The organism is Longispora sp. NPDC051575, assembly GCF_040681875.1.
Classification (GTDB): Bacteria; Actinomycetota; Actinomycetes; order Mycobacteriales; family Micromonosporaceae; genus Longispora.
In genome coordinates this window covers 95362-118281 of record NZ_JBFAZP010000010.1, presented here as the reverse complement: position 1 = coordinate 118281, position 22920 = coordinate 95362, and the positions used below count along the sequence as shown (strand labels likewise).

23 protein-coding genes are annotated in these 22920 nt (G+C 71.5%); 16 read left to right on the top strand and 7 right to left on the bottom strand.

What is annotated here, in order from left to right; genetic code table 11:
- The 6 genes from AB0M43_RS29650 (at position 1) to AB0M43_RS29625 (ending at position 8113) form a co-directional block, all read left to right on the top strand.
- Positions 1 to 930, top strand: coding sequence for an ROK family protein (locus tag AB0M43_RS29650; RefSeq protein WP_363729077.1), 930 nt, complete (start codon positions 1 to 3; stop codon positions 928 to 930).
- 86 nt (positions 931 to 1016) lie between these two features.
- The gene (locus AB0M43_RS29645; RefSeq protein WP_363729076.1) at positions 1017 to 1535 is read left to right on the top strand and encodes a sigma-70 family RNA polymerase sigma factor; all 519 of its coding nucleotides are present in this window, start codon (positions 1017 to 1019) and stop codon (positions 1533 to 1535) included.
- Complete coding sequence (locus AB0M43_RS29640; protein ID WP_363729075.1) at positions 1528 to 2748, top strand: hypothetical protein; 1221 nt, start codon at positions 1528 to 1530, stop codon at positions 2746 to 2748. Before AB0M43_RS29645 ends, AB0M43_RS29640 begins: the two co-directional genes overlap by 8 nt.
- A 90-nt stretch (positions 2749 to 2838) precedes the next feature.
- The gene (locus tag AB0M43_RS29635; RefSeq protein WP_363729074.1) at positions 2839 to 4266 is read left to right on the top strand and encodes a glycoside hydrolase family 18 protein; all 1428 of its coding nucleotides are present in this window, start codon (positions 2839 to 2841) and stop codon (positions 4264 to 4266) included.
- Positions 4267 to 4377: 111 nt separating this feature from the next.
- A complete protein-coding gene (locus AB0M43_RS29630; RefSeq protein WP_363729073.1) occupies positions 4378 to 5898 on the top strand; it encodes a hypothetical protein in 1521 nt (506 codons plus the stop codon).
- Positions 5891 to 8113 (top strand): hypothetical protein, encoded by a 2223-nt coding sequence (locus AB0M43_RS29625; RefSeq protein WP_363729072.1) that lies wholly within the window; start codon positions 5891 to 5893, stop codon positions 8111 to 8113. Before AB0M43_RS29630 ends, AB0M43_RS29625 begins: the two co-directional genes overlap by 8 nt.
- A gap of 204 nt (positions 8114 to 8317) precedes the next feature.
- Here the strand turns inward: AB0M43_RS29625 and add are convergent, their stop codons facing one another.
- Both add and AB0M43_RS29615 read right to left on the bottom strand, forming a co-directional pair.
- Entirely contained in the window at positions 8318 to 9253 is a 936-nt protein-coding gene (add, locus tag AB0M43_RS29620) for an adenosine deaminase (protein ID WP_363729071.1), read from the bottom strand.
- A complete protein-coding gene (locus AB0M43_RS29615) occupies positions 9250 to 9732 on the bottom strand; it encodes a hypothetical protein (RefSeq protein WP_363729070.1) in 483 nt (160 codons plus the stop codon). Before AB0M43_RS29615 ends, add begins: the two co-directional genes overlap by 4 nt.
- 101 nt (positions 9733 to 9833) lie before the next feature.
- On the opposite strand from AB0M43_RS29615, the gene AB0M43_RS29610 reads away from it, so the two are divergent.
- Together AB0M43_RS29610 and AB0M43_RS29605 are read left to right on the top strand one after the other, a co-directional pair.
- Positions 9834 to 10574 carry a hypothetical protein gene (locus AB0M43_RS29610; RefSeq protein WP_363729069.1) on the top strand — a complete coding sequence of 247 codons (741 nt, stop codon included), beginning with the start codon at positions 9834 to 9836 and terminating at the stop codon, positions 10572 to 10574.
- Positions 10575 to 10945: 371 nt separating this feature from the next.
- A complete protein-coding gene (locus tag AB0M43_RS29605) occupies positions 10946 to 11230 on the top strand; it encodes a hypothetical protein (protein WP_363729068.1) in 285 nt (94 codons plus the stop codon).
- 4 nt (positions 11231 to 11234) lie between these two features.
- Here AB0M43_RS29605 and AB0M43_RS29600 read toward each other — a convergent pair whose 3' ends face one another.
- Positions 11235 to 11504 carry a GlsB/YeaQ/YmgE family stress response membrane protein gene (locus tag AB0M43_RS29600; protein ID WP_363729067.1) on the bottom strand — a complete coding sequence of 90 codons (270 nt, stop codon included), beginning with the start codon at positions 11502 to 11504 and terminating at the stop codon, positions 11235 to 11237.
- 175 nt (positions 11505 to 11679) lie between these two features.
- On the opposite strand from AB0M43_RS29600, the gene AB0M43_RS29595 reads away from it, so the two are divergent.
- The 4 genes from AB0M43_RS29595 (at position 11680) to AB0M43_RS29580 (ending at position 15348) form a co-directional block, all read left to right on the top strand.
- Positions 11680 to 12498: a hypothetical protein gene (locus AB0M43_RS29595; RefSeq protein ID WP_363729066.1), complete on the top strand. Its 819-nt coding sequence runs from the start codon at positions 11680 to 11682 to the stop codon at positions 12496 to 12498.
- A 68-nt stretch (positions 12499 to 12566) separates the two neighbouring features.
- Positions 12567 to 13481 (top strand): GNAT family N-acetyltransferase, encoded by a 915-nt coding sequence (locus tag AB0M43_RS29590; RefSeq protein ID WP_363729065.1) that lies wholly within the window; start codon positions 12567 to 12569, stop codon positions 13479 to 13481.
- Entirely contained in the window at positions 13481 to 14395 is a 915-nt protein-coding gene (locus tag AB0M43_RS29585; protein ID WP_363729064.1) for a GNAT family N-acetyltransferase, read from the top strand. The genes AB0M43_RS29590 and AB0M43_RS29585 overlap by 1 nt, the downstream gene beginning before the upstream one ends.
- Positions 14392 to 15348, top strand: coding sequence for a GNAT family N-acetyltransferase (locus tag AB0M43_RS29580; RefSeq protein WP_363729063.1), 957 nt, complete (start codon positions 14392 to 14394; stop codon positions 15346 to 15348). Before AB0M43_RS29585 ends, AB0M43_RS29580 begins: the two co-directional genes overlap by 4 nt.
- Before the next feature lie 186 nt (positions 15349 to 15534).
- Here the strand turns inward: AB0M43_RS29580 and AB0M43_RS29575 are convergent, their stop codons facing one another.
- The gene (locus AB0M43_RS29575; protein WP_363729062.1) at positions 15535 to 17079 is read right to left on the bottom strand and encodes an AMP-binding protein; all 1545 of its coding nucleotides are present in this window, start codon (positions 17077 to 17079) and stop codon (positions 15535 to 15537) included.
- Between the two features lie 61 nt (positions 17080 to 17140).
- Here AB0M43_RS29575 and AB0M43_RS29570 point away from each other — a divergent pair, with 61 nt between their 5' ends.
- The 4 genes from AB0M43_RS29570 (at position 17141) to AB0M43_RS29555 (ending at position 19622) form a co-directional block, all read left to right on the top strand.
- Positions 17141 to 17899: a PaaX family transcriptional regulator C-terminal domain-containing protein gene (locus tag AB0M43_RS29570; protein WP_363729061.1), complete on the top strand. Its 759-nt coding sequence runs from the start codon at positions 17141 to 17143 to the stop codon at positions 17897 to 17899.
- 9 nt (positions 17900 to 17908) lie between these two features.
- Positions 17909 to 18883: a GTP 3',8-cyclase MoaA gene (gene moaA, locus AB0M43_RS29565; protein ID WP_363729060.1), complete on the top strand. Its 975-nt coding sequence runs from the start codon at positions 17909 to 17911 to the stop codon at positions 18881 to 18883.
- Positions 18884 to 18885: 2 nt separating this feature from the next.
- On the top strand, positions 18886 to 19131 hold the full coding sequence (locus tag AB0M43_RS29560) for a MoaD/ThiS family protein (RefSeq protein ID WP_363729059.1): 246 nt from the start codon (positions 18886 to 18888) through the stop codon (positions 19129 to 19131).
- 182 nt (positions 19132 to 19313) lie between these two features.
- Positions 19314 to 19622 carry a putative quinol monooxygenase gene (locus AB0M43_RS29555; protein WP_363729058.1) on the top strand — a complete coding sequence of 103 codons (309 nt, stop codon included), beginning with the start codon at positions 19314 to 19316 and terminating at the stop codon, positions 19620 to 19622.
- Between the two features lie 77 nt (positions 19623 to 19699).
- Here AB0M43_RS29555 and AB0M43_RS29550 read toward each other — a convergent pair whose 3' ends face one another.
- The 3 genes from AB0M43_RS29550 to AB0M43_RS29540 form a co-directional block, all read right to left on the bottom strand.
- Positions 19700 to 20143, bottom strand: coding sequence for a PIN domain-containing protein (locus AB0M43_RS29550; RefSeq protein WP_363729057.1), 444 nt, complete (start codon positions 20141 to 20143; stop codon positions 19700 to 19702).
- Positions 20140 to 20376 carry a type II toxin-antitoxin system VapB family antitoxin gene (locus tag AB0M43_RS29545; RefSeq protein ID WP_363729056.1) on the bottom strand — a complete coding sequence of 79 codons (237 nt, stop codon included), beginning with the start codon at positions 20374 to 20376 and terminating at the stop codon, positions 20140 to 20142. Before AB0M43_RS29545 ends, AB0M43_RS29550 begins: the two co-directional genes overlap by 4 nt.
- Before the next feature lie 97 nt (positions 20377 to 20473).
- A complete protein-coding gene (locus AB0M43_RS29540; RefSeq protein WP_363729307.1) occupies positions 20474 to 22906 on the bottom strand; it encodes a discoidin domain-containing protein in 2433 nt (810 codons plus the stop codon).
- Positions 22907 to 22920: the final 14 nt, after the last annotated feature.

The window sequence follows — 22920 nt, the reverse complement described above, 5'->3', positions numbered from 1 at the left end:
ATGACCGAAGTACTGGCCCTGGACATCGGCGGGACCAAACTCGCGGCCGGCGTGGTCGGGCGGGACGGCACGGTGCACGGGCACCGCGTCGTCCCCACCCCGGTCACCGACGACCCGGAGGTGGTGTTCGAGGCGGTGCTGGACCTGCTGACCCCGTTCGACGCGCCCGTGATCGGTGTGGGCTCGGCAGGACCACTAGACCCTTTCGGGGGTACCGTCAGCCCGCTGAACACCCCCGCGTGGCGTGAGTTCCCGCTGGTCAAGAGGCTGACCACCGCGCTCGGCCGGCCCGTGGTCCTCGCCGGGGACGGGCACTGCTTCGCCCTCGCGGAGCACTGGCTCGGCGCGGGCCGGGGCAGCGCCGCCCTGCTCGGCATGGTGGTGTCCACCGGCGTCGGTGGCGGCCTGATCCTCTCGGGCGAGCTGATCCTCGGCCCGTCGGGCAACGCCGGGCACATCGGGCACGCGATCGTGGACCCGGACGGGCCGGCGTGCGCGTGCGGGAGCCGGGGCTGCGTGGAGGCGTACTCGTCGGGTCCGTCGTTGGTCCGGTGGGCCGTGTCGAACGGCTGGTCCCCCGTCGTGGCCCCGCCCAGCGCCGCGCCTCCGGCCGCCCCCGACAGACCGGCCCCCACCGCCCGCGACCTCGCCGCCTCGGCCGCCGCCGGTGACCCGGTCGCCCTCGCGGCCTTCGACCAGGGCGCCAAGGCCCTGGCCGCCGGCATCCTCAGCGCCGCCGCGATCGTGGACCTCGACACCGTGGTGATCGGCGGTGGCGTCGCGGCCAGCGGTCCCCTGCTCTTCGACCCGCTGCGGGACTGGATCGGCCGCCTGGCGGGCCTGGACTTCCTCCGCGGTCTGCGGGTACTCCCGGCGGAGCTCACGGAGGCGGGGGTGATCGGCGCGGCGGCCCTGGCCTTCCGGCGCTGAAAGTCCCCTGCAACCCTTCCCCACCCAGCGGTGTGTAGTTCCCGAGCCAGCCAGGACGTCTGGCCGCACGGGGAGGAAGCAGAGTGGTGACGTTGCAGGAAGACGGGGGAGTCGGGGCGGTGCCGGACGTCGGCACCAGCTTCGACGACTTCTACGCGGCCCACTTCCGGGGGCTGACGATCCAGCTGTTCGCCTACACCAATGACCTGGGCCACGCCCAGGACGTGGTCCAGGAGGCTTTCTGCCGGGCGCTGGCCCGGTGGTCGAGGATCTCCGGGTACGAGGAGCCGGTCGCCTGGGTGCGCCGGGTCGCCATGAACCTGGCGACCAACCGGTTCCGCCGGGCGAAGGTCGCGCTCGGGTTCCTGCGTGGACAGCGCGAGGAACACGTCGCCGGGCCGTCCCCGGACCGGGTCGCGATCGCCGCCGCCCTGGCCACCCTGCCGCCCGCCCACCGCCGGGCCGTGATCCTGCACCACCTCGCGGACCTGCCGATCGCCGACATCGCCCGCCAGGAGGGCGTCGCCGAGGGCACGGTCAAGTCCTGGCTGCACCGCGGTCGTGCGGCGCTCGCCACGCAGCTGAAGGAGAAGCGCGATGTCTGAGTCCGACGACCTGAACCTGATCAACGGCGCGTTCGCCGAGCTGCGCGAGGAGACGGCACCGTTCGTGAAGCCGGCCGGAACCCGGCAGGCGCACGCGACGGTGCGCCACCAGCGCAGGGTGCGGACCCTGGCCGCCGGGGTGGTGACCGTGCTCGCCGTCGCCGTGCCCGTGGCCGCGTTCGCGACGCGGGGCTCCGCCCCGGGGCCGGGTCCGGTTCCCGGCGGCACCGTGACGCCGAGCGCCTCGCCGCGCCCGACGCACAGCCCCTCGCCGGGCGCCTCGCCCCGGCCGTCGGCCGCCCGGGAGGTGTTCGGCGGGATCGACGCGCAGCTGGCCCACGCCACCCTGGACCTTCCGGGCCGGGGCGCGACCTCGCTGTGCGGGGGCGGCCGGTTCACCTTCCGGGCCGGGGTGAGCGTCCTGGACGGCGAGCTGAACTACACCATCCTGAAGACGGTGGAGTCGGACCTGGACGGCGACGGCACCATCGAGATCACGGCGCTGATCACGTGCGCGGTCCGGGACCCGAGCCTCCAGGTGGTCACCTTCCGTCCCACCGGCCCCGGCACGTTCGCGACGATGGGCACGGTGGTGCGGAACGAGCCCGGCGGCCCCGTCGCGACCATCTACGACCTGCGCCGGGAGCCGGGCGGAACGGTCTCGGCGCAGGTGTCCGACCACCAGGTGTCCCGGGCCGCCGACGCCGAGCACCGCACGGAGCCGCAGTGGCGCACGTACGCCTGGCGCGGCGGGGCGTTCACCCAGGTGGACGGACCGACGACGTTCCCGGCGAACCAGCGCTACGTCGACCTGGCCGTCACCTCCGCCGACCTGGTCCTCGGTCCGGAGGTGAAGAGCCAGCGCCGCGGGGTCCTCAAGGTCACGGTGACGAACAACGGCACCCTGGCGGCACCGTCCGTGGCCCTGAACATCCGGGTGCCCGAGTGGCTGCGGCAGACCGGTACCGGCTGCGGTCCGGAACGCGGGGAACCGTTCGTGCGGCTCAGCACGTGCCACTCGGGCGAGCTGAAGCCGGGCGAGTCCCGGGTCATCGAGGTGGAGTTCACCGCCCACGTGGCCTACGACAACGCCGACGTCACCCAGGGCGGGCCGCCGTCGCTGAACGTCGGGACGCAGATGACGTTCGGCGAGACCCTGGCGGACGCCGCCCTCGACGACAACAGCGGGCCGATCGTCATCCGGTGGCAGTAGACACCACGAGACATGGAAATAGTTAAGAGTATTGACAGTCAGTGCCCGGGGTCGTCAGGGTGGTCCTCTACGGACACCTGGAGGAACGCCATGCCACCAGCCAGACGCTGGGCCGCCGCCCTGGTCGGCGCCGCCCTGCTCTCCACCCTCGCCGCCGCCCCGGCGCTGGCGGACCCGGCCACCCCGGCCGCCCCGGCCCCCGCAGCCGCCGGCAACGACGTCCCGAGCAAGGTCGTCACCGCGTACTACGCGGGCTGGGACGTCTACGGCCGGCAGTACTTCGTGAAGGACATCCCGGCCACGAAGCTGAACGTGATCCAGTACGCGTTCGGCTACCCGACCTTCGACGAGGCCACCGGCAAGGTCGGCTGCGCGCCGGTCGACCCCTGGGCCGAGTACCAGCAGGTCTACTGGGGCCCGGAGAACACGGTCGACGGCGTCGCGGACAACTACCCCGAGCAGCGGCTCTACGGCAACTTCAACCAGATCCGCAAGCTCAAGGCCAAGTACCCCCATCTGAAGGTCGAGATCTCGCTCGGGGGTTGGACGAAGTCGACGTGGTTCTCCAAGGTCGCGCAGACCCCCGAGCGCCGGGCGGCCGTCGTCAAATCCTGTGTCGACACCTTCATCAAGGGTGACCTGCCCACGGGCGGCTGGCCGGAGAACGCGGGCGGCCCCGGTGCCGCCGCCGGGGTGTTCGACGGGATCGACATCGACTGGGAGTACCCGACGCAGGTGGCCGGCGGCAACGTCGACCCGCGCCCGGAGGACCGGAAGAACGCCACGGCGCTGTTCCAGGAGTTCCGCACGCAGCTCGACACTGTCGGAAAGTCGACTGGCAAGCACTACCTGCTGACCGCCGCGCTGCCGGCCACATCGAAGAGCACGAAGTATTTCGAGCTCTCGAAGGTCGCGAAGATACTCGACTGGGTCAATGTCATGACCTACGACTACACGGTCGGCGGCGACCAGAAGACCGGTCCCTCCTCGCCGTTCGGATGGGACCCGAGGGACGCCAACTCCTCCGATCTCACCGCGAACACGGTGGGCACTGTCGTGCACTATCTGCAAAACGGCGTTCCGGCGAACAAACTCGTTGTCGGGGTGCCGTTCTACGGAATCCAGTTCCTCCGCACCGACGGCCTCTACAAGAAGCACGACAGCCGCGGGCTGGACGCGAACACTTTGCGCTGGGATTCGACGCCCAATCCGACCTATCGGGACATCAGTAAGGCCCAGGGCCTGCAGTTCAGCCGCAATCCGCTCACCGGGGAACCTTCCCTGTACGGGACCGCAACCCATCAGCTGTGCGGCGCGTTTAACCCAGATGGGACCTGCTCCGCTCCGTACACGGAATCGACCACGACCCTGATCACCTACACGGACCCGACATCGATCGCGTTGCGCGTCGCGTTGGTGAAGTCGGTGAAGTTGCGCGGGCTGATGGCGTGGGAGTTGAGCCAGGACTCCGACGATCACGCACTGCTCACCGAGATGGCACGTGTTCTGCCCCACTGAATCATGTTGTGTCCGGCAGATCGGCATGATCTGCCGGACACGCCTATGCCCATCGTGGGGACACGGCCTAGGCTGGTGGCGGACTGTGTCGGTGAGGGGCAGGGAGGCGACGTGGCCAAGGCGTTCCGGGTGGATCTGCCGACCCTGCTCAAGCTGCGTTATCCCGATCCGCAGCGCTATCTCGCCGAACTGATTCGTCATTCGGTGACGAGAAACGCCAAGCGGATCCGGATTGTCCCGGCGGACGTGAACAGGGGCCAGTTCCAGATCAGTGACGACGGCGAGACCACCGTGCCCGACGGTCGGTTGCCCGGCGAGGACGGCCTGGTGGCCGGCCTCCTGGTCAGCGACTCCGTCACCCGGACCAGCGCGGGCACCAAGTGGGTCGGCCGGATCAGCGGGACGCACACCACCACGGCCGTCGAGGACGACCTGACCGGCACGACCGTCACCCTGCGCCGCCGGCGGGGCGAGACCCTGCTGAACACGTCCAAGGTCGTGGAGCTGGCCCGGCGGTTCGCCGAGATGTCGCCCATCCCGGTGGACGTGGCGATGCCCGGCGGCGCGACCCAGAACGTGAACCGCCAGCCCCCGTGGCTGCTGGACAAGCCCCTGGAGATCGCGGAGTACGGGGCGGAGCTGCTCGACGCCGACCCGCTCGACATGGTCGCGCTCAAGAAGCCCACCGGCGAGACGTTCGGCGTGGCGTACATCCTGCCCACGTCGCCCGCGCCCCGCGCCGTCCAGAAGCACGCGCTGTACCGCGACGGCCTGCTGCTGGAGGACGACGGCGCCGACCTGCTGCCCGAGTGGGCGTTCTTCGCCCGGTGCGTCCTCGACGCCGGCGCGCTGCCCGCCGACCGTGCCGAGGCGCGCACCCAGCTCGGCCAGACCCTGCGCAGCTGGCTGCTGCTGCTGTCCGCGCGCCAGCCGCGCCGGCTCACCCAGTTCGTGAACACCCACCACCTGGCGCTGAAGATCCACGCGGCCCAGGACCCCGAGCTGGCCAGGATCATCACCCGCTGGCTGCCGTTCGAGACCAGCGCGGGGCGGCTCACGCTCACCGAGCTGCTCGGCCGGACCCGGCACGTGCGGTACGCGACGACCCGGGACGTGTTCCGGCAGCTCGCCCCGATCGCCGGCCGCAACACGCCCTTCGTGAACGCCGGCCACCTGCACGACGTGAAACTCCTCGAACAGCTCCCGGAGCTCTACGACGACGTCACCGTGGAGCGGGTCGAGGTGTCCGACATCATGGCCGACCTCGACGACCCGCCGCTCTCGGACCGGGTCGCCCAGCTCAGGCTGCGTAAGGTGGCGGACTCGGCGCTGGCCGCCACGGGCTGCGCGACGGTGGTCAAGTCGTTCGAACCCGCCAGTCTGCCCGTGCTCTACCTGGGCGATCCCGCTACTTTGTGCCTAAATCATCGCAGCCCGATCATTCAGCATCTGGCGCGACTATCCGATCAGACCGTACTGTCACGTACTGTGCAGCTCCTTCACGCCCAGGCCCGTCTCCACGGCCACCTGCCGCTGCGCGGTGTCGACACCGAACTTCTGAGTGGCGCGTTGCTCGACCTCGTACAGCTCGCGGCACTCGAAGAAGACCTGAGTGGGCTGGACCATGGCTGACTGCCCCCGCTGCGCCGCCGCCGCCGAACTCGACGACGCGCAGCTCCTGGAGACCTACCTCGGCCAGGAGGACGAGCACGCCCTCGCGCTGCTCCTCCTGCCGTTCCTGCACGCCGGCCAGTTCGGCGAGGCGCGGCGCGCCCACCTGCGCGGGTACCGGATCCTGAAGGACCCCGCCGGGCACCCCGCGCTCGTCGCCCAGCACCTGCTGTTCTGCGCCCTGACCGGCAACCTCGACCGGGCCGTCGCGCTCGCCGAGAAGCACATCGGCGACCTGATGAGCGAGCTGGCCGCGCTCAACGTGGTCCTCGGCCGTGCCGTCGACGCCGGGCACGGCGCCGCCCCGCTCCGGGTCCCGATCGACGTCGCGTTCACCCTCGGCCTGTCCGGCCCGCCGACCATCGCCAGCGTGTCCGCCGCCATCGGGGAGACCCGCAGCGAGCTGCGCGCCGAGCACTACGACGTGGCGCTGTCCACTCTGCCCAGCGCCCGGCTGTCCGCCCCGCCGATGGACTTCGGCCTGCCCGCGACCGCCGAGGGCTGGCTGGACCGGTGCGACGAACTGGCCGAACTGCACGAGTACGAGTCGGCGTACCACGCGGCGGGCAACGCGCTCGCCCTCAACCCGGGCCCCGAGGTCCGCGCCGAGGTCCTCGGCTACCGGGTCCGGCTGCTGTCCGAGCTGGAGCGGCGCGAGGAGATCCCGCCGATCATCGCCGAGCGGGCCGCCCTGCTGCGCGGGCTCGGCGAGGACGCGCACGCCGGCTGGCTGGAGCGCTCCGCCGAGCTGGCCGTGCAGCCGCTGACCGGCGACGAGGTGGCGCTCGCGGAGACCCTGGTCAGCGAGTACGACCGGGAGGAGCTGCCGCTCCGGGTCCGCGCCATGCCGCGCCTGCTCCTCGGCCACGTCCTGCTGTACGCGCTGCGCGCCGAGGAGGCCGTCTCCGAACTCCAGACCGGCGTCGAGCACGCGCGGGCCGGCGGGGCGCACCGGATGGCCGACAGCGCCGTGTACGCCCTGGCGCACGCCCTGACCATCACCGGCGAGTACGCGGCGGCGGAGCACGTGCTGCGCGCCACCCTGTCCCGCCCCGAGCTGCGCCCGGCCACCCGGCCGCGCCTCCAGCTCCTGCTCTCCCAGATCCTCGCCGTGTCCGGCCAGCTCGCGAGCGCCGCGGAGACCGCCGCCGAGGCCACCGAGCACTTCGCCACCCTGCCCGGCTCCTCCGGCTGGGTGGGCCACGCGTCCACCCTGGAGGTCACCTACCTCGCGGAGATGGGCGACCCGGTGGCCGCCGCCGAGCGGCTGCGCTGGACCATCGAGCGCACCCAGCACGCCGAGTGGGACGCGACGGCCCGCTGGTCGCTGCGCTGCAAGCTCGGCTCGCTGCTGATCGCCGGGCACCGGATCGACGAGGCCGTCGAGGTGCTCCGCCGGATCACCGAGGAACTCGACGTGGCCGCCGACGGGGTCGCCGGCTCCGAGGACGATGTCGCCGACCTGGCCGAACTCGCCGGCGAGGTCTGGTACTGGCTGGGCGTCGCCATCCGGCAGCGCGGCGACAAGCGCGGCGCGCTGGCCTGCTGGAACAAGGCCCTCGAAGTGCTCAAGGACTCGCCGAACTCCCAGGCCGAGCCCGCGCGGATCCACTTCACCATCGCCGAGCTGTGGCACCAGGACGAGAAGTTCCCGCCGGCCATCGCCGCGTACCTCGAATCGCTCGTCCACATCGAGCAGACCCGGGATCCGATCGCGGTCGCCCAGGTCCGCCGGTCGCTCGGGCTGGCCCGGTGCGAGAGCGGCGACCCGTTGGGGCTCAACGACCTCGCCGAGGCCCGCGAGGAGGCCGAACGGCTGGGCGAGCCCATGCTGCTCGCCGAGCTGGCCGACGTCACGGCGCGCTCCCTGGCCGTGCTCAAGCGGTACTCGGAGGCCGTGGCCCCCGCGTTGCAGGCCGCCGACGCGTACCGGGAGGCCGGCGACGACGTACGCGCCGGGCTCGCCGAGCTGATGGCCGCGCGGATCGTCGCGAAGCAGGGCCAGACCGTCGAGGCGATCGCGCTGCTGCGGGCCGCGATCGAGGCGACCATCGCGTCCGGGGCCGGGGCGCACACGATCGACTCGTTCCTGCTGCTCGCGGAGCTGCTGGACGCGCAGGGCAACCATGCGGAGGCGGTCGAGGTGCGGCTCGAGGCCGAGGTCAGAGGGCTCTAGCTCGCAGCGTGCGGCGTGCCTGTGGGGCGTCGCCATCGAAGTGCCGATGCGCCTGGTGGAGTGGCGCGGCGTAACCAGATGATGCTCTCGCGGGTTTGATCTGGTCGGGTGGCCGGTGAGCGCCGAGCGCCGGCCGGGCGCGGTGTCGACCGGTTGCCGGGCTGGCCGGACGGCGACGGATCGCCGCCGCCCGGGGCCGGGCCGTCACACCGGCGTGAAGTCCAGCGCCCCCGCCACGCCCGCCGCGTAGGCCTGCTCCGCCGTGTAGCCCAGCGAGGCCGCCGCCGCGTAGTCGCGCGCCAGGTCCGTGTCGAACATCGCCGGGTCGTCGGTGCTGATCGAGCACTGGATGCCCGCCGCGACGAGCTGCGGCAACGGGTGCTCCTCCAGGTTCCGCACGACCTTGGTGCGCAGGTTCGAGATCGGGCACACGTCCAGCACGATGCCCCGGTCGGCGATCTCCTTGAGTACGGCCGGGTCCTCCACGGCGCGGATGCCGTGCCGGATCCGGTGCGGGTCGAGGGCCAGCGCCTCGATGATCGACTCCGGACCCGCGCCCTCCCCGGCGTGCGGCACGAAGCCCAGGCCGGCCTCCTGGACGATCTCGGCGGCGCGGCGGAACGGCAGCAGCGAATAGCCCTGCTCCTTGCCGCCGACGCCCATGCCGACGATGCCGTACTCGGCGTACCGGACGCACTGGCGCGCGCACTCCTCGGCCAGCTCGAAGTCGGTCATGCTCCGGTACAGGTCAGGCGTGAACCGGATCTCGATCCCGAAGCGCTCCCGCGCCTCGACCGCGCCCTCGGTGTACCCGATGAACATCTCCGACCAGCGGATCCCGCTGTTGACCCGCTCGGCGGGCGAGAAGATGCCCTCCATGTAGACGACGCCGTGCGACGCCGCCTCCTGCGCGTAGTCCACGACGATCTGGCGGAAGTCCTCCGCGCGGCGCAGGCAGTTGGTGGTCAGCATCCAGGTGCGGATGAAGTGTTCGAAGTCGGTGAACTCGTACAGCGAGGCCAGGCCCTCGACCGTGTCGGCCGGCAGCGGCTGGTCGTTGCGGCGGGCGATGTCCAGGAGCGTCTGCGCGCGGACGGTGCCCTCGAGGTGGACGTGCAGTTCGATCTTCGGGGTCGTCATGCTCCTATTTTGTACGACCCCTGGCTGTACAGCAGGTCCAGGATCGAGCGGGTCGCCTCGAACCACCGGTCGAGCCACTCGACGTTCGGCGGCTGGCCCCCGCGCGGCGGGAGTTCCTGGAGCAGGCCGCGCAGCAGCGGGTGGTCGGCGAGGTTCTCGGGGCCGAAGTGCAGCTCCGGGTCGAAGGTCGGTTCGGCGTAGACCGGCTCGATCAGCGGCGGCAGTTCGCGGGGGCCGGGCAGGTGGCCGACGGGTTCCGCCCCGTTGTGCTGCGCCATCTGGTGGGCCAGCTCGTGGCGCAGGCCGAGGGTGCGGTCGGGGCCGCGCTCGGGGCCCCGCTCGGGGGCTCTGTCCGCGGCGCGGTCGGACTCGGGCGGGCCGGGCTGCGGCCCCGGGGACTGGCGGACCTGGCCGCGGAACTGGGGCGGATCCTCGACCGTCCCGCGCGAGTTACCGAAGCTATCCGTGGGATGATTCATTATATTTAGCCTTACTTGTACGAATAGTTGGCGTCTGGTCTCCCGGGGTTCACCGGTACAACGAATGGCGCCCTCACCGGCGACGCCCATGAGAGGCCACCGTGCACGAGTTCGGAAACGCGACCGCCCCGCAGCTCACGACAAGTCCGCAGCTCACCCTGCTGCCCGGCGGGGCCGAGCCCGTGCCGCCGCCCGGGTCCGGCGCCGGCTCCGGGGGCGACGAACGGCTGCTCTGGCGGCAGGTCGCCACCGGCGAGAGCACCCGGGCGCTCGCCCCGCCCGCCCCGGACCCCGACCTGCTCGCCCGCGCCCGGCTCGCCGCCAACGAGGCCGCCGCCGCCGAGGAACGCCTCGCCCGGCACATCGAGTCCGTGACCGACCAGCTCGACTCCGCGTTCAGCTGGCTCCAGCCGACCCGCCGGCACGCGCTGGCCCGCCAGCTCCGGGTCGACCGGGGACACCACGCGATCCTGCGGGCCCGGGCCGGCAAGGCCGTCGCCGCGCGGGACGTGCTGGAGGAGCAGCTCAGCCGGCACCGGACGTACCTGGATGATCACCGGCCCGCGTTGGAGACCGCGAAGACGGCGCGCGCCGAGCTCGACCGCAGAATCGACGAACTCATCGGGTGGTACGCGGCCCAGCAGGCCCAACCGCCGTGGTTCAAGTACGGCCTGGGCTTCCCGCCCGAACCGTCGGGGTACGCGGTCTGGCTGGGCCGGGCCCGCGCGGCCGTCGGCTACCGGCTCCGGTTCCGGGTCGACCACCCGCTGGAGCCGCTGGGGTCCGAGCCCGGTGAGCGCAGCCGGCAGCATCCGCACTGGGTCGCGGCGCGCAACGCCTGACCGGCTCCGCACCGGCGGCCCGCAGCGCCGGAGGGCGGTCCCGCGCTGGCGGCCCGTCCATGCCTGGCGGGCATCGGCACCGGCGGCTCGAAACGCCTGATAAACGGGTCTCTGTGGACGTAACCTGAGGTGGAGCTGAAACCCGGTGGCATCGCCCCTTTGGAGGGGTCCAGATGGTGGCTGGACGGTACTCGGGTCGACTGGCGGTCAGCGTCGGCATTGCCGGCGCGGTTCTCTTCCTGGCCGCACCGGTCGCGGCGCAGCCAGCCCCTTCTCCGGTCGTCGTGAGCCCCGGCCCGAGCGCCACGCCGAGCCCCGTCCCGTCCGCCGCGCTCGCGCCCCAGCCGGCGGTGCCCTCACAATTCCCGAACATGATCGGGCAGCCGGCCCAGGTCCCGCAGCCTGCCCAGAGCCCCCAGGGCCAGGCCGGGCCGGAGCCGGACGCCGTCGAGCAGACCCCCGACTCCCGGGTGTACAGAGCAGAACCCGAGCCGCTCCCCGAACCGACCGCCGCACCGGACGGCGTCCCGGTCTCGGGTACGCAGCGTGACGCCCGGCTCCCCGACCCGAAGTTGCTGATCGTGGCCGGGGCGACCGGGCTCGCGTTCTCGACGGTGGGTGTCGCCGTCGTCTGGTACCGCAGAAGAAGCTTCTAGCTCGTCAGGCCTTCTTGCCACCGGCCGCCACGATGCCCACGCCGATGACGCCCAGTGCGATCTGGATCGCCCACTGCCACCAGTCGATGCCCGAGGTGGAGTCCACCTTGAAGAGCAGCGCGATCACGCCGCCGATGAACGCGGCCGCGATGCCGACGCCGATGGTCTTGAGGACGGTGATGTTCTGCCGGCCGGGAATCAGCAGCCGGGCGATCACCCCGATGATCGGCCCAATGATGATCGAGGCCAGCAGCATGCCGAAAATGCGTCCCATCGTGCTCTCCTTTTGTCCACAGCCTGTACGGGCATCATCACTGATCTCTGCCCCTGAAAGTCCCGTTTAAGAAGATCAACGTAAAAAGCCTGTCGGATACCTACCGCAACCATGGACGAGAGCCGACTGCGAGCACAGGATCTTCTGGTACCAACGACAGAACGGGAGGACTGCGTTGCCCGATCTGGCGCCCGACAGGGAGCGCACCGTCTCGCTCACCCACACGGAAGCCTGCTCGCTCCTGGAGCTGGGCAGAATCTCCGAGGCCGTGGCGATCGGCAGACAACTACGGGACTGGGGCTGGCGCAGCCGCTACCCGGCCGGCCGTGGCTACGGCCTACATATCGAGGCGCTCGCCGCTTCCGCCCAGGGCAGGACCCGCCGCGCCGCCGAGCTGCTCGAAGCCGCCGTGGCGCTGACCCGTGGGCAGGACCCGTGCGGGATGCTGCCCTGGCAGCTCGCCGAGCTGGCCGCTGCGAAGGCCACCATGGGCGCGCTGTCCGTCGACCGGCTGCTCGCCGAGGCGGAGGACGCCGAGGACCCGGTCCGGCACCCGCGCAGGGCGTCCCGGCTGCTCGCCGAGGCGTACGCGCTGGCGTGCCTCGGGCGGGTCGAGGAGGCCCGGGTCCGGCTCGTGGCCCTCGCCGACGAGTGCCTCGCCAACGACGCGCCGGCCCGCCGGATCGACGCGCTGACCATGCTCGCCCGGCTCGGCGTGTGCCACGACGTGACCGGGCACGGCTGGGACTCGCCTGTCACCGCCGTCCGGGTCGCGCACATCCGCGCCCTCGTGGAGCCCGATCCCAGCGAACTCCTGGTCGTCAGCGACGGGTACGCGCAGCTCCAGCACTGGCACCTGGCCGCCGAGCTGGCCGACGCCGCCGTGAAGGCCAGTTTCCGGCGCGGCGACACCGGCGGGCAGCGGGCGACCGCGCGGCGGGACGAGCTGCTGGTGGAGTGCGAGGCCGGGCCGCTGCCCTGGTGGTCGGGCTGACGGGTCCCCGGATCCTCCTCGGGCCTGATGCCCGGAAAATGACTGGCGCCTGCTGCTAGACAGGAGGCATGTCAGGCGAAGTGATCATCCGGCCGACGACGGTCGAGGACCTGCCCGCGATCGCGGCGCTCCGCCTCGCGGAGTACCCGTATCTGGTGCGCAGCGTCGAGGCGTACCGGCGGAACCTCGCCACCGTGCCCGCCCGGGCCCGCAAACGGGACCTGGTGGCCGTCGCCGACGGCGCCGTGGTCGGCAGGGTCACCGCCGAGCTGGACATCTTCACCGCGGAGCCGGGCGCGGCGGCCGTGGACCTCCTCGTCCGCCCCGACCACCGGGGCCAGGGCGTCGGCACGGCGCTGTTCGGCGAGGCGGAGCTGCACCTGGGCGAGATCGGCGCCCGCCGGGTGCGCGCCTGGGTCCCCGGCGAACCGGCCCTGCTCGACTGGGCCCGCCGGTTCGACTTCGAGCCGAGCCGCCCGGTGTCCTACTCCGTGGCAGACCCGAAGGTCCTGCCGCCGATGCCGGACCTCCCGCCCGGCGTCACCCTCCGCTCGGCGGCGGAGATCGGCCCCGAGGCGATGTACGAACTGGACCGGGTCACCGTCACCGACGAGCCCGGCGACATCGCGATCGAGATGGTGCCCTACGACGAGTGGCTGACCCTCGACTGGGACGACCCCGACCGGCAGCACGAGCTGAGCGTGCTCGCCGTCGTGGACGGGAAGCCCGTGGCGCACACCAACGTGCAGGCCGACCTGTCCACGGGTCGCAGCTGGTCGGGCGGCACGGGCGTCCTGCGGGAGTACCGGGGGCGGGGCCTGGCGAAGCTGGTCAAGTCCGAGTCGCTGCGCCGGGTGGCGGCGGCCGGGATCACGGCGGCGTACACCGCGAACGACGAACAGAACACGCCCATGCTGGCGGTCAACAACTGGCTCGGCTACCGGGTCACCGCGACCCAGTGGTCCTGTATGAGGACACTGTGATGACGGAATTCACCATCCGGCCGGCGACGGTCGACGATGTCGAACACTTCGCCCGGATCCGCGCCGTGGTCACGCCGTGGCTGGGCGCGAGCATCGCCGCCCAGCGCAGCTGGTACCTGAGCGCCCCGGCGAGGGCGCGGGGCATCCGGCTGTGCGCGGAGGTGGAAGGGCAGGTCGTCGGCTTCGCCACCGGCGGGCTCAACGTCACGACCAGCCAGGTCGGCGCCTCCGCCCTGACGCTGCTCGTGCACCCCGGGTTCCGGGAGCGCGGGATCGGCACGGCGCTGCTGACCGCCGCCGAGGAGCACCTGCGCTCGGTCGGCGCCACCCAGCTCCAGTGTGGGACGAACGACGACCCGAAGACCCTGGCCTGGGCGGAGCGGCACGGCTTCCGGCAGGGGGCCAGCGAACGGTACTCGGTGATCGACCCCCGGGTGCTGCCCCCGCAGCCGCCCACGCCGGACGGCGTCACGGTGGTCAGCCTGGCCGAGGTGACCCCGGAGGCCGTGCACGAACTCGACACGATCGCGTTCGCCGACGAACCCGGGGACGTGCCCTACGACGGCATCCCGTTCGAGGAGTTCGTGGTCAAGTTCTGGGACGCCCCCGACCTCGACAGGTACTCGAGTGTCGTGGCTATCGTGGACGGCGTGGCTGTCTCCTCGGTACTCCTCGACGTCAACTCCGAGACCGGCTGGGCGATGTCCGGCGGCACGTGCACCCTGCCCGCCTACCGTGGCCGGGGCCTGGCGAAGCTGCTCAAGTCCGTGTCGCTGCGCAGGGCCGCCGAGGTCGGGGTGACCGCCGCGTACACGAGCAACGACTACACGAACCTGCCGATGCTCGCGGTGAACGACTGGCTCGGCTACCGGGTGACCGACCGGCAGTGGTCGTACCTGAAGGACCTGACGTGAGCCGCGACGAGGCCGCCGGGGGCCGTGACGTACCCACCGGTGCCCACCTGGTCCGCGACGTCGCCGACGGTGACATCGCCGAGATCAACCTCCTGCGGGCCGAGGTGATCCCGTTCATCGTGTCGAGCGTCGAGGGCACCCGGGCCGCCCTCGCCGCCACGCCCGAGTGGGTGAAGCTGCGCTGGCAGGTGGCGGAGGTCGATGGCCGGATCGTCGGGTGGACCCGCGCGGGCCTGAGCATGTTCACCTCAGAGCCCGGCGCGGCCGACATCGGGGTCGTCGTGCGGCCGGAGTACCGGCGGCGCGGCATCGGCACCGACCTGCTCACCCGGGGTCTGGCGCACCTGGCCGACATCGGCGCGGTGACGGCGCGCGGCCGGGTGTTCGACGAGCCCGAGGTCCTCGCGTGGACCATCCGGCACGGTTTCGGGTCCGGCCCTGGCCACTCGGCCCAGATCTCGATCGTCGACCCGCGCGAGGTGACCCGGGTGGCGGCGTGCCCCGGGCACATCCGGCTGGTGTCGTTCGACGACGTCGACCCCCGCGCGGTGTACGACCTGGAGGCCGCCACCGGCCCGGACATCCCGACCAACGTGCAGATCGCCCCGATCCCGTACGAGGACTGGCTGCGCGTCGTGTGGGGCAACCCGGACCTGTTCCGGGCGGGCAGCGTGGTCGCGCTCGACGGGGAGCGGGCGGTGGCGTACACGCTGACGATCGCGGACCCGGAGACCGGCCGGTCCTGGACGAACATGACCGGCACGCTGCGGTCGCACCGGGGGCTGGGGCTGGCGAAGATCGTGAAGGTGGAGGCGTTGCGGCGGGCGGCGGCGGCCGGGATCAGCCGGGCGTACACCGGGAACGACAGCACCAACGGGCCGATGCTCGCGGTCAACGACTGGTTGGGGTACCGGAAGGCGATGGCGCAGGTGACGGTGGTCAGGAAGCTCTGAACCTCCGGCCCCGGGTCGCACCGGCCTCCCAGCCAGGCCCGGGCCCGAAGCCGAGCCCCGGGCCCGAAGCCGAGCCCCGGGCCCGAAGCCGAGCCCCGGGCCCGAAGCCGAGCCCCGGTCCCGAGCTGAGCGGCTCCCGGCAGGCCTCTCCGGTTCCCCGGCGGGGCCCGCCGGGGAACCGGAAGCTCAGGCGTCCCGCAGCCGGTACCTCTGCACCTTGCCCGTGGACGTCCGCGGCAGCGCGGCGAGGAACTCGACCACCCGCGGCATCTTGTACGGCGCGATCTCCCGCCGGCAGTGTTCCCGCAGCTCATCGGCCTTCGCCGCGTCCCCGGTCACCCCGGGCGCCAGCACCACGTAGGCCGCGACGACCATCGTGCGCTCGTCGTCGGGCAGCCCGACCACCGCGCATTCGAGCACGTCCGGGTGGCTGAGCAGCGCCCACTCCACCTCGGGCGGGGCGATGTTGATGCCCGCCGAGATGATCATGTCGTCGCTGCGCGCCTGGTACCAGAAATAGCCGTGTTCGTCGCGCAGGTAGGTGTCGCCGGTGAGGTTCCAGCCGTTCTGCACGTAGACGGCCTGCCGGTCGTCGGCCAGGTAACGGCACCCGGTCGGGCCCTTCACCGCGAGCCGGCCGACCACGTCGGGCCCGACCTCGTTGCCGTCCTCGTCCAGCACCGTCGCCACGAAACCCGGCACCGGCTTCCCGGTCGAGCCCGGCCGGATGTCGTCGCCGGTCGCCGAGATGAAGATGTGCAGCAGTTCGGTGGCCCCGATGCCGTCGATCATCTTGATCCCGGTCGCGTCGTGCCAGGCTTCCCAGGTCGCCTTGGGCAGCGGTTCACCAGCGGAAACACACTTCTTCAGGTACGGGAGCTCGGGCAGTGCGGCCAGCATCGCCCGGTACGCCGTCGGCGCCGTGCACAGGATCGTCACCCTGTGCTCGACGACGGCCGGCAGCAGCACGTCGGGCGTGCCCTTCTCCAGCAGCACCGTCGAGGCCCCGGCCCGCATCGGGAAGATCACGAGTGAGCCGAGCCCGAAGGTGAAGCCGAGCGGGGGCGAGCCGGCGAACACGTCGTCGGCGTCGGGCCGCAGTACCTGTGTCGAGAAGGTGTCCGCGATGGCGAGCACGTCGCGGTGGAAGTGCATGGTGGCCTTGGGCCGGCCGGTGGTGCCCGAGGTGAACGCGAGCAGGGCCACGTCGTCGGCGGCCGTCGCCACGTTCGCGAACTGTTCGGGCTTCTTGGTGGCCGCCGCGATCAGGTCGCCGAACAGCACGACGTTGTCCAGCCCGCACGGGAACCGGTCGTCCACGAGGGACAGGTTCACCGCCGCGATCTCCTCGATCACCTCCAGCTCGTGGTCGCGGAGCAGCGCCATGGTGGTGACCGCGATGCCGCCGGCCTTGAGCACGGCGAACCAGCAGGCCACCAGCCAGGCGTTGTTCGGCGCGCGGAGCAGCACCCGGTTGCCGGGCACCAGGCCGAGGTCGTCGACCAGCACGTGGGCGACCTGGTTGGCGCGGGCGAGCAGTTCCGCGTAGGTCCAGGTCTCCGACGGGGTGATCAGGCACGGTCGACCGAGGTCGGGTGCCATGTCGAGCAGCTCGACGGCGCAGTTGAGCCGGTCGGGGTAGTCGAGGAGCAGAAGTTCGGGCCACTGTTCCACCGGCGGTAGGTGGTCGCGGGCGAACGTGTCGACGTGGGCGGTCGGCGACAGATCCATATCTCGAAGTATTCCGTTCTTGTGACGGGAGTCAAGGCCACACGACATATATCGTGGGTCCGTGAGCCCCCGCGCCTTGATCGTGACCGTCTATGGCCTCTACGCCCGGGAAACCGGCGGTTGGCTCTCGATTGCCGCCCTGATCCGGATCCTCGCCGAACTCGGGGTGGACGAACCCGCCGTCCGCTCGGCGATCTCCCGGCTCAAGCGGCGCGGCCTGCTGGAGCCCCGCAAGGTCGCCGGCGCCGCCGGGTACGCGCTGACCCCCGAGGCCGGCCAGCTCCTCCGCGAGGGCGACGAGCGGATCTTCCACCCGCGCCCGGCGAAACTCGACGACGGCTGGGTGCTGGTCATCTTCTCCGTGCCCGAGACCGAGCGGCAGCGCCGGCACACCCTGCGCTCCCAGCTCACCCGGCTCGGGTTCGGCACCGCCGCGCCGGGGGTGTGGGTCGCGCCGGCCCACCGGTACGCGACCGTGCGCGAGATGCTCGACCGGATGGATCTGTCACAGTATGTAACGCTTTTCGTGGGCAGTACCCCGATGGAACCGGACATCCAGACCTGGTGGGACCTCCCGGAACTCCGGGCCCTCTACGAGGACTTCCTCGGCGTCTACGGCACGGTCGGCGGCGACAATCCCCTGGCCGACTGGGTCCGCGCGCTCACCGCCTGGCGCCGCCTGCCGTACCTCGATCCCGGACTTCCGGTCGAACTCCTCCCCGCCGACTGGCCCGGCACGGCCGCCGCCGAGCTGCTGCACGACCTGGAGGCCAAGCTGGCCCGGCCCGCGCATGAGCAGGCGGCGCGGCTGGTGAGCTAGCTTTAGGGCATGCTCCAGGACCAGTACGGTCGGGTCGCCACGGACCTGCGCGTCTCTCTCACGGACCGCTGCAGCCTCCGGTGCACCTACTGCATGCCCCCCGAGGGCCTGCCGTGGCTGCCGTCCGCCGACATCCTGACCGACGCCGAGATCATCCGGCTGGTGGGCATCGCGTCCTCCCTGCTGGGAATCACCGAGGTGCGCTACACCGGCGGCGAGCCCCTGCTCCGCCCCGGCCTGGTCGAGATCGTCCGCAACACCCCGGTGCACACCTCCCTGACCACGAACGCGATCGGCCTGACCCGCCTGGCGGCCCCGCTCGTCGAGGCCGGCCTGAACCGGGTGAACGTCTCCCTCGACACCCTCGACCGCGAGACCTTCAAGAAGCTCGCCTTCCGCGACCGGCTCGCCGACACCCTCGACGGGATCGCCGCCGCTGCCGCCGCCGGCCTGCGCCCCGTGAAGATCAATACGGTGCTGCTCCGCGACCAGAACGCCCACGAGGCCCCCGACCTGCTGGCGTTTGCCCTGGAGCACGGCTACGAGCTGCGCTTCATCGAACAGATGCCCCTCGACGCCCAGCACGGCTGGCACCGCGAGAACATGATCACCGGCGACGAGATCCTGGCGTCCCTCGCGACCCGGTTCACGCTCACCCCCGACCTGGCCACCGTCCGGGGCTCCAACCCGGCCGAGACCTGGCTGGTCGACGGCGGCCCCGCGAAGGTCGGCGTCATCGCGAGCGTCACCCGCCCCTTCTGCGGCGACTGCGACCGGACCCGGCTCACCGCCGACGGCCAGGTCCGCAACTGCCTGTTCGCCCGGGGCGAGACGGACCTGCGCGGGCCGCTGCGGGCCGGGGCGGCCGACGAGGACATCGCGGAGCTGTGGCGCAAGGCGATGTGGGGAAAGCTGCCGGGGCACGGGATCGACGATCCGACGTTCCTGCAACCGGACCGGCCGATGTCGGCGATCGGAGGATAAGGGTGCCGAGTGTGACCGTGCGCTACTTCGCCGGGGCGCGTGCCGCCTCGGGGACGACGGCCGAACCCGCCGTGGCCGACAGCCTGGGCGAGCTGCTGGAGCTGCTGGGCCGCCGGCACGGTGAGCCGTTGACGAAGGTGCTGACCTCGGCGTCGTACCTGGTCAACGAGGTGTCCTGCCGCGACCGCGCCGCCCCGCTCCCGGCCGACGCGACCATCGACGTCCTGCCCCCGTTCGCGGGCGGCTGACCAGCCCAAGAACACTTTCCGGGTACGCCACGCGAGCCCGCCTCCCATCCAGCCTGAAGCCCGGCGGGCACCACGCGCGACCGATTCGTTCGGCGGCACCACGCGTTCGTTCAGCCGGCATCGGGCGCGACCCCACTCGTCCAGGCGGCACACTGGTCGGACGCGCCCGAGGAGGTACCCATATGTTCGCGTTGGTGGTCCGGTTCGACTGTCGGGATGAGGCGGCAGCGGCGGAGTTCGACGAGCTGACCACCGGGGCGGTCGCCGAGATCACGGCGAAGGAGCCGGGAACGCTGGTCTACGCCACCCACCGCGTCGAGGGCGAACCCCTGGCCCGCGTCTTCTACGAGGCATACCGAGACCGAGAGGCGTTCCAGGCCCACGAGGACGCCCCACACGTCCGGGAGTTCCACGCGCGGAAGAACCCCCTGCTGGTCGGCGAGCCCCGGGTGGAGTTCCTGACCCCGGCGGACGCAAAGGGCCTCGGCTAGCGGGTCGGTTCAAGGGGCCCCAGCGAGGCGGCGGCGAAGCGTCTCGACAACTGGGGCGATTGACTCCGGTCGGAACCTCAGCGCGCGTCCACCCCGTGCCCCGTGCCACGGGGCAGGATCCAGCGGTGGGGCTGGCCGGTGATGTCAGCGATGCGCGCGAAGTCGTTGTCGTAGTGCAGCAGGGTGTGCGCTTCGAGTTCCGCCACCGCCGCCACGACGAGGTCGATCGGTCCGGCGACCCGGTGCATGCCCTGTTCGGCGAGTTCGAGCTGGCGTTGGAGGGCGAGGGCCAGGGCCTGTTCGGTGGCCCGGACCGGGATGAGCTGCTCGGTCACCCACTCCTCAAGCTCGCGGTAGGCTTTGCTGTCGCGGGCGGAGTAGAGGATCTCCAGGTGGGTCAGTTCCGTGATGCCGAGCAGGCCACGTAGGGCGAGGCCCTCGATCTCGGCGGCGGCACGGCGGGAGTACGTCGCCTGAGCCCAGGCGGAGGTGTCGAGCAGGTACAGCCGAGGTGGGTTCACGCCGCCGAGTCCGTGTCGCTGACCGGTGTCTCCCAGTCTTCGGGGTGCTGGTCGGAGGCTTCGGTGTAGGTGATGTCGCCGGCGGCGATGGCCTCGAAGACCCGCCGGGTCTTGTCACGGCCGGCGATGATCCGCAGCGCCTCGTTCACCGTGTCGACCTTGGTCTTGGTGCCGAGCTCGGCCATGGCCTTGCGGAGCAGTTCGTCGTCCAGGTCGATGATCGTTCTCGCCATCCCGGCCTCCTTGATACCTCAGTAGCGCCGCCAGTATATCTCCGCCGGGCGGCGCGCAGGAGGGTTGCCGCAACGGGGCAACCCTCCCAGGTGCCAACTACGTGCCCCAGGCCTCGAACTCGTAGATCCGGGCCGCCGGATCGGTGTTCTGGGTAGGCGTGGTCACATTGAGCCGGACGTACCGCGCGCTCACCGTCACCGGATGCGTCGAGGTACTGGCCGTGTTGGCCGACACCGTCACCGCCGTGGACCACGGATCACTCGCGGAGGCCCGGGTCTGGATCGTGAACGCCTTCGTGTTCCACGACGTCGACTCCCCACCGGCCCCCGCGTGCTTCACCACGAACTGGGTCAAAGCCCGCGAGGACCCCAGATCCACCTCCAACCACTTCGTCCCCGAGGCGAGCGCACACCACTTGTCGGTGTTGCCCCCGTTCACGGTTCCGTTGACGGCCTTCGCGGGCCCCTCGTTGGCGTTGCAGGAGCTGGAGGCGGTGGCGGGCCGGTTCAGTGCCAGGTTCGACGAGGTGGGGGTCCCGGTCCACGACACGGTGGTGGTCGCGGCGACGGACCGGCCGAGGGTCGCCGACACCGCCTCCACCTCGATGGTCGTGGCGGTCTCGGTGCCGACCCGGTCCAGGCGGGGCACGTAGTACACGTCGTTGCCCGTGCCGCCCAGGTAGGTGCGGGTGCTGTCCGGGTTGCGGCGGTAGACGTTGTAGCGGGGGGCCGTGCCCGACCAGGACAGGCGCAGGGCCTTGGTGGTCGAGGACACGTCGGTCGTCCCGGTCACCGACAGCGAGACCGGGGCGGAGGGGGTGGCGGCGGAGTCGTACACCGAAAGTTGGCCGACCCGGATCGAGTAGTTGGTGACGGAGCCGCCGACCGAGAGGCCGAGCTGCGCGATGGTCCTGCCGGCGTAGCCGGACAGGTCCAGTTCCCGGGTCTCCCAGCCGGTGCCCGACGTCGAGCCGAGCGGCAGGGTGACGAAGGAGGTCGGCGCGTCGGTGAACGCCACGGCGGCGGACAGGTTCGTCGCCCCGGCCGCGGGGGTCTTCACGGTGAGCGCCAGTTTGGTGGACGCCGACACGGGGAGTTGTGCCTGGTAGAGCCGGATGGTGTTGGTGGCGTTCAGGGTGCCGGAGATCAGGAGCGAGGAGCCTCCGTTGTACGCGTCCGCGAAGTCCAGCGCCGGCGTCAGCTTCGCCCCGGTGGAGGACACGAGCCACCGGTAGGTCGGCAGCACGTCCTGGAGCGCGAGGTTGTTCCAGCCGCCGGTGGCGAGCCGGGTCCCGTCGACGGCGTAGCTGGTGCCCTGTCCGGTGTTGAAGCTGGTCGTGAACGGCAGCGAGGTGACAGGGGTGGACTCGGCGACATAGTTGGCGAGGCCCTTCCACGCCGAGCTGGTGGTGGTGTTGGACGGGTCGTTGTTGGCCCCGATCCAGTACCGGGCGTCGCGGGTCATGAAGTCGGCCCGGCCGGTCGAGGACTTCCAGGTCCACTCCGGACGGTAGATGCCCAGGGAGGTGGTGTGCGCGGCCCCGGCCGGGAACAGGTTGCCCCAGCCGACCGAGCTGTTGTAGCCGTTGGCCTCGGTGTCGATGCCGGCGTAGAGGTCGTACCTGCTGCGACCGAGGGTGCCGGCGTAGGAGCCGGAGGTCGGCAGGGTCGAGCCCCAGTTGAAGTTGAGGAACATCGAGTCGGAGACCCGGGTCGAGCCCTCCTGGAGGAAGGAGTCGTTGGACGAGTTCAGCGCGTCCTGCCAGGAGATGGAGCCCGATTCGACCATCGAGTCGTACCACATGAACTGGGTCGGGAAGGTCCGGCCGTACTTCATGAAGGACCGGATCGACGTGGCCAGCGCGGCGTCGCCCCCGCCGGTCTCCTGGTTGATGAACCAGCCGTCGAAGCCGTAGTACTGGGCGACCTGGTTGAGCTTGTCGGCCACGGGATACGTCGAGCCGGACTTGACCACGAAGTCGCGGACCCACTGGAGCTGGCCGCCGTACGCGGTCGGGGGGAAGAACACGGTGCCGTACACCTTGACGCCGTTGCGGTGCGCGGCGTCGATGACGGTCGGGTTCGGGGCGAGGATCAGGCCCTCGCCGGCCGAGCCGCCCCAGAAGACCAGGGTGTCGATGTACTGCCAGTACCCGAAGGCGTAGTAGTTCTCGTCCAGGGCCCCGGCCGACGGGTTGCCGGACGTGGGCGCGAACGCCGCGAGGGAGGCGATCCGGCCCTCCCCGGCGCGGGCGTTGGCGTTGGCCTTGAGCGCGGCGTTCTGCGTCCTCGGCTTGAGCGGGACCTTCGAGCGGTTGAACTTCGCGTCCGGGTCGGTGGCGGGGTCCCAGTTCAGGATGGTGCTGGGGTGCCAGTAGGAAGCGTAGGGCTGGACGGCGGCAGCCACGGCCGGAGCCACGGCCCCGGGCCCAGCCGTCGCCGGCGGTGCGGCCCCGACAAGAGCGGGCGGTGCGGCCCCGACCAGGGCCGCCCCGGCGACGGTGACCACAGCCACCATCAGTCTCGACAGTTTCATGCAGCGAA

What these genes read in the sequence shown, in the direction of transcription:
- AB0M43_RS29650 (WP_363729077.1), top strand. Translation starts at nt 1, where the DNA reads ATGACCGAAGTACTGGCCCTGGACATCGGCGGGACCAAACTCGCGGCC.
- AB0M43_RS29640 (WP_363729075.1), top strand. Translation starts at nt 1,528, where the DNA reads ATGTCTGAGTCCGACGACCTGAACCTGATCAACGGCGCGTTCGCCGAG.
- AB0M43_RS29635 (WP_363729074.1), top strand. Translation starts at nt 2,839, where the DNA reads ATGCCACCAGCCAGACGCTGGGCCGCCGCCCTGGTCGGCGCCGCCCTG.
- AB0M43_RS29625 (WP_363729072.1), top strand. Translation starts at nt 5,891, where the DNA reads ATGGCTGACTGCCCCCGCTGCGCCGCCGCCGCCGAACTCGACGACGCG.
- add (WP_363729071.1), bottom strand. Translation starts at nt 9,253, where the DNA reads ATGACGACCCCGAAGATCGAACTGCACGTCCACCTCGAGGGCACCGTC.
- AB0M43_RS29615 (WP_363729070.1), bottom strand. Translation starts at nt 9,732, where the DNA reads ATGAATCATCCCACGGATAGCTTCGGTAACTCGCGCGGGACGGTCGAG.
- AB0M43_RS29605 (WP_363729068.1), top strand. Translation starts at nt 10,946, where the DNA reads ATGATCGGGCAGCCGGCCCAGGTCCCGCAGCCTGCCCAGAGCCCCCAG.
- AB0M43_RS29600 (WP_363729067.1), bottom strand. Translation starts at nt 11,504, where the DNA reads ATGGGACGCATTTTCGGCATGCTGCTGGCCTCGATCATCATTGGGCCG.
- AB0M43_RS29590 (WP_363729065.1), top strand. Translation starts at nt 12,567, where the DNA reads ATGTCAGGCGAAGTGATCATCCGGCCGACGACGGTCGAGGACCTGCCC.
- AB0M43_RS29585 (WP_363729064.1), top strand. Translation starts at nt 13,481, where the DNA reads ATGACGGAATTCACCATCCGGCCGGCGACGGTCGACGATGTCGAACAC.
- AB0M43_RS29575 (WP_363729062.1), bottom strand. Translation starts at nt 17,079, where the DNA reads ATGGATCTGTCGCCGACCGCCCACGTCGACACGTTCGCCCGCGACCAC.
- moaA (WP_363729060.1), top strand. Translation starts at nt 17,909, where the DNA reads ATGCTCCAGGACCAGTACGGTCGGGTCGCCACGGACCTGCGCGTCTCT.
- AB0M43_RS29555 (WP_363729058.1), top strand. Translation starts at nt 19,314, where the DNA reads ATGTTCGCGTTGGTGGTCCGGTTCGACTGTCGGGATGAGGCGGCAGCG.
- AB0M43_RS29545 (WP_363729056.1), bottom strand. Translation starts at nt 20,376, where the DNA reads ATGGCGAGAACGATCATCGACCTGGACGACGAACTGCTCCGCAAGGCC.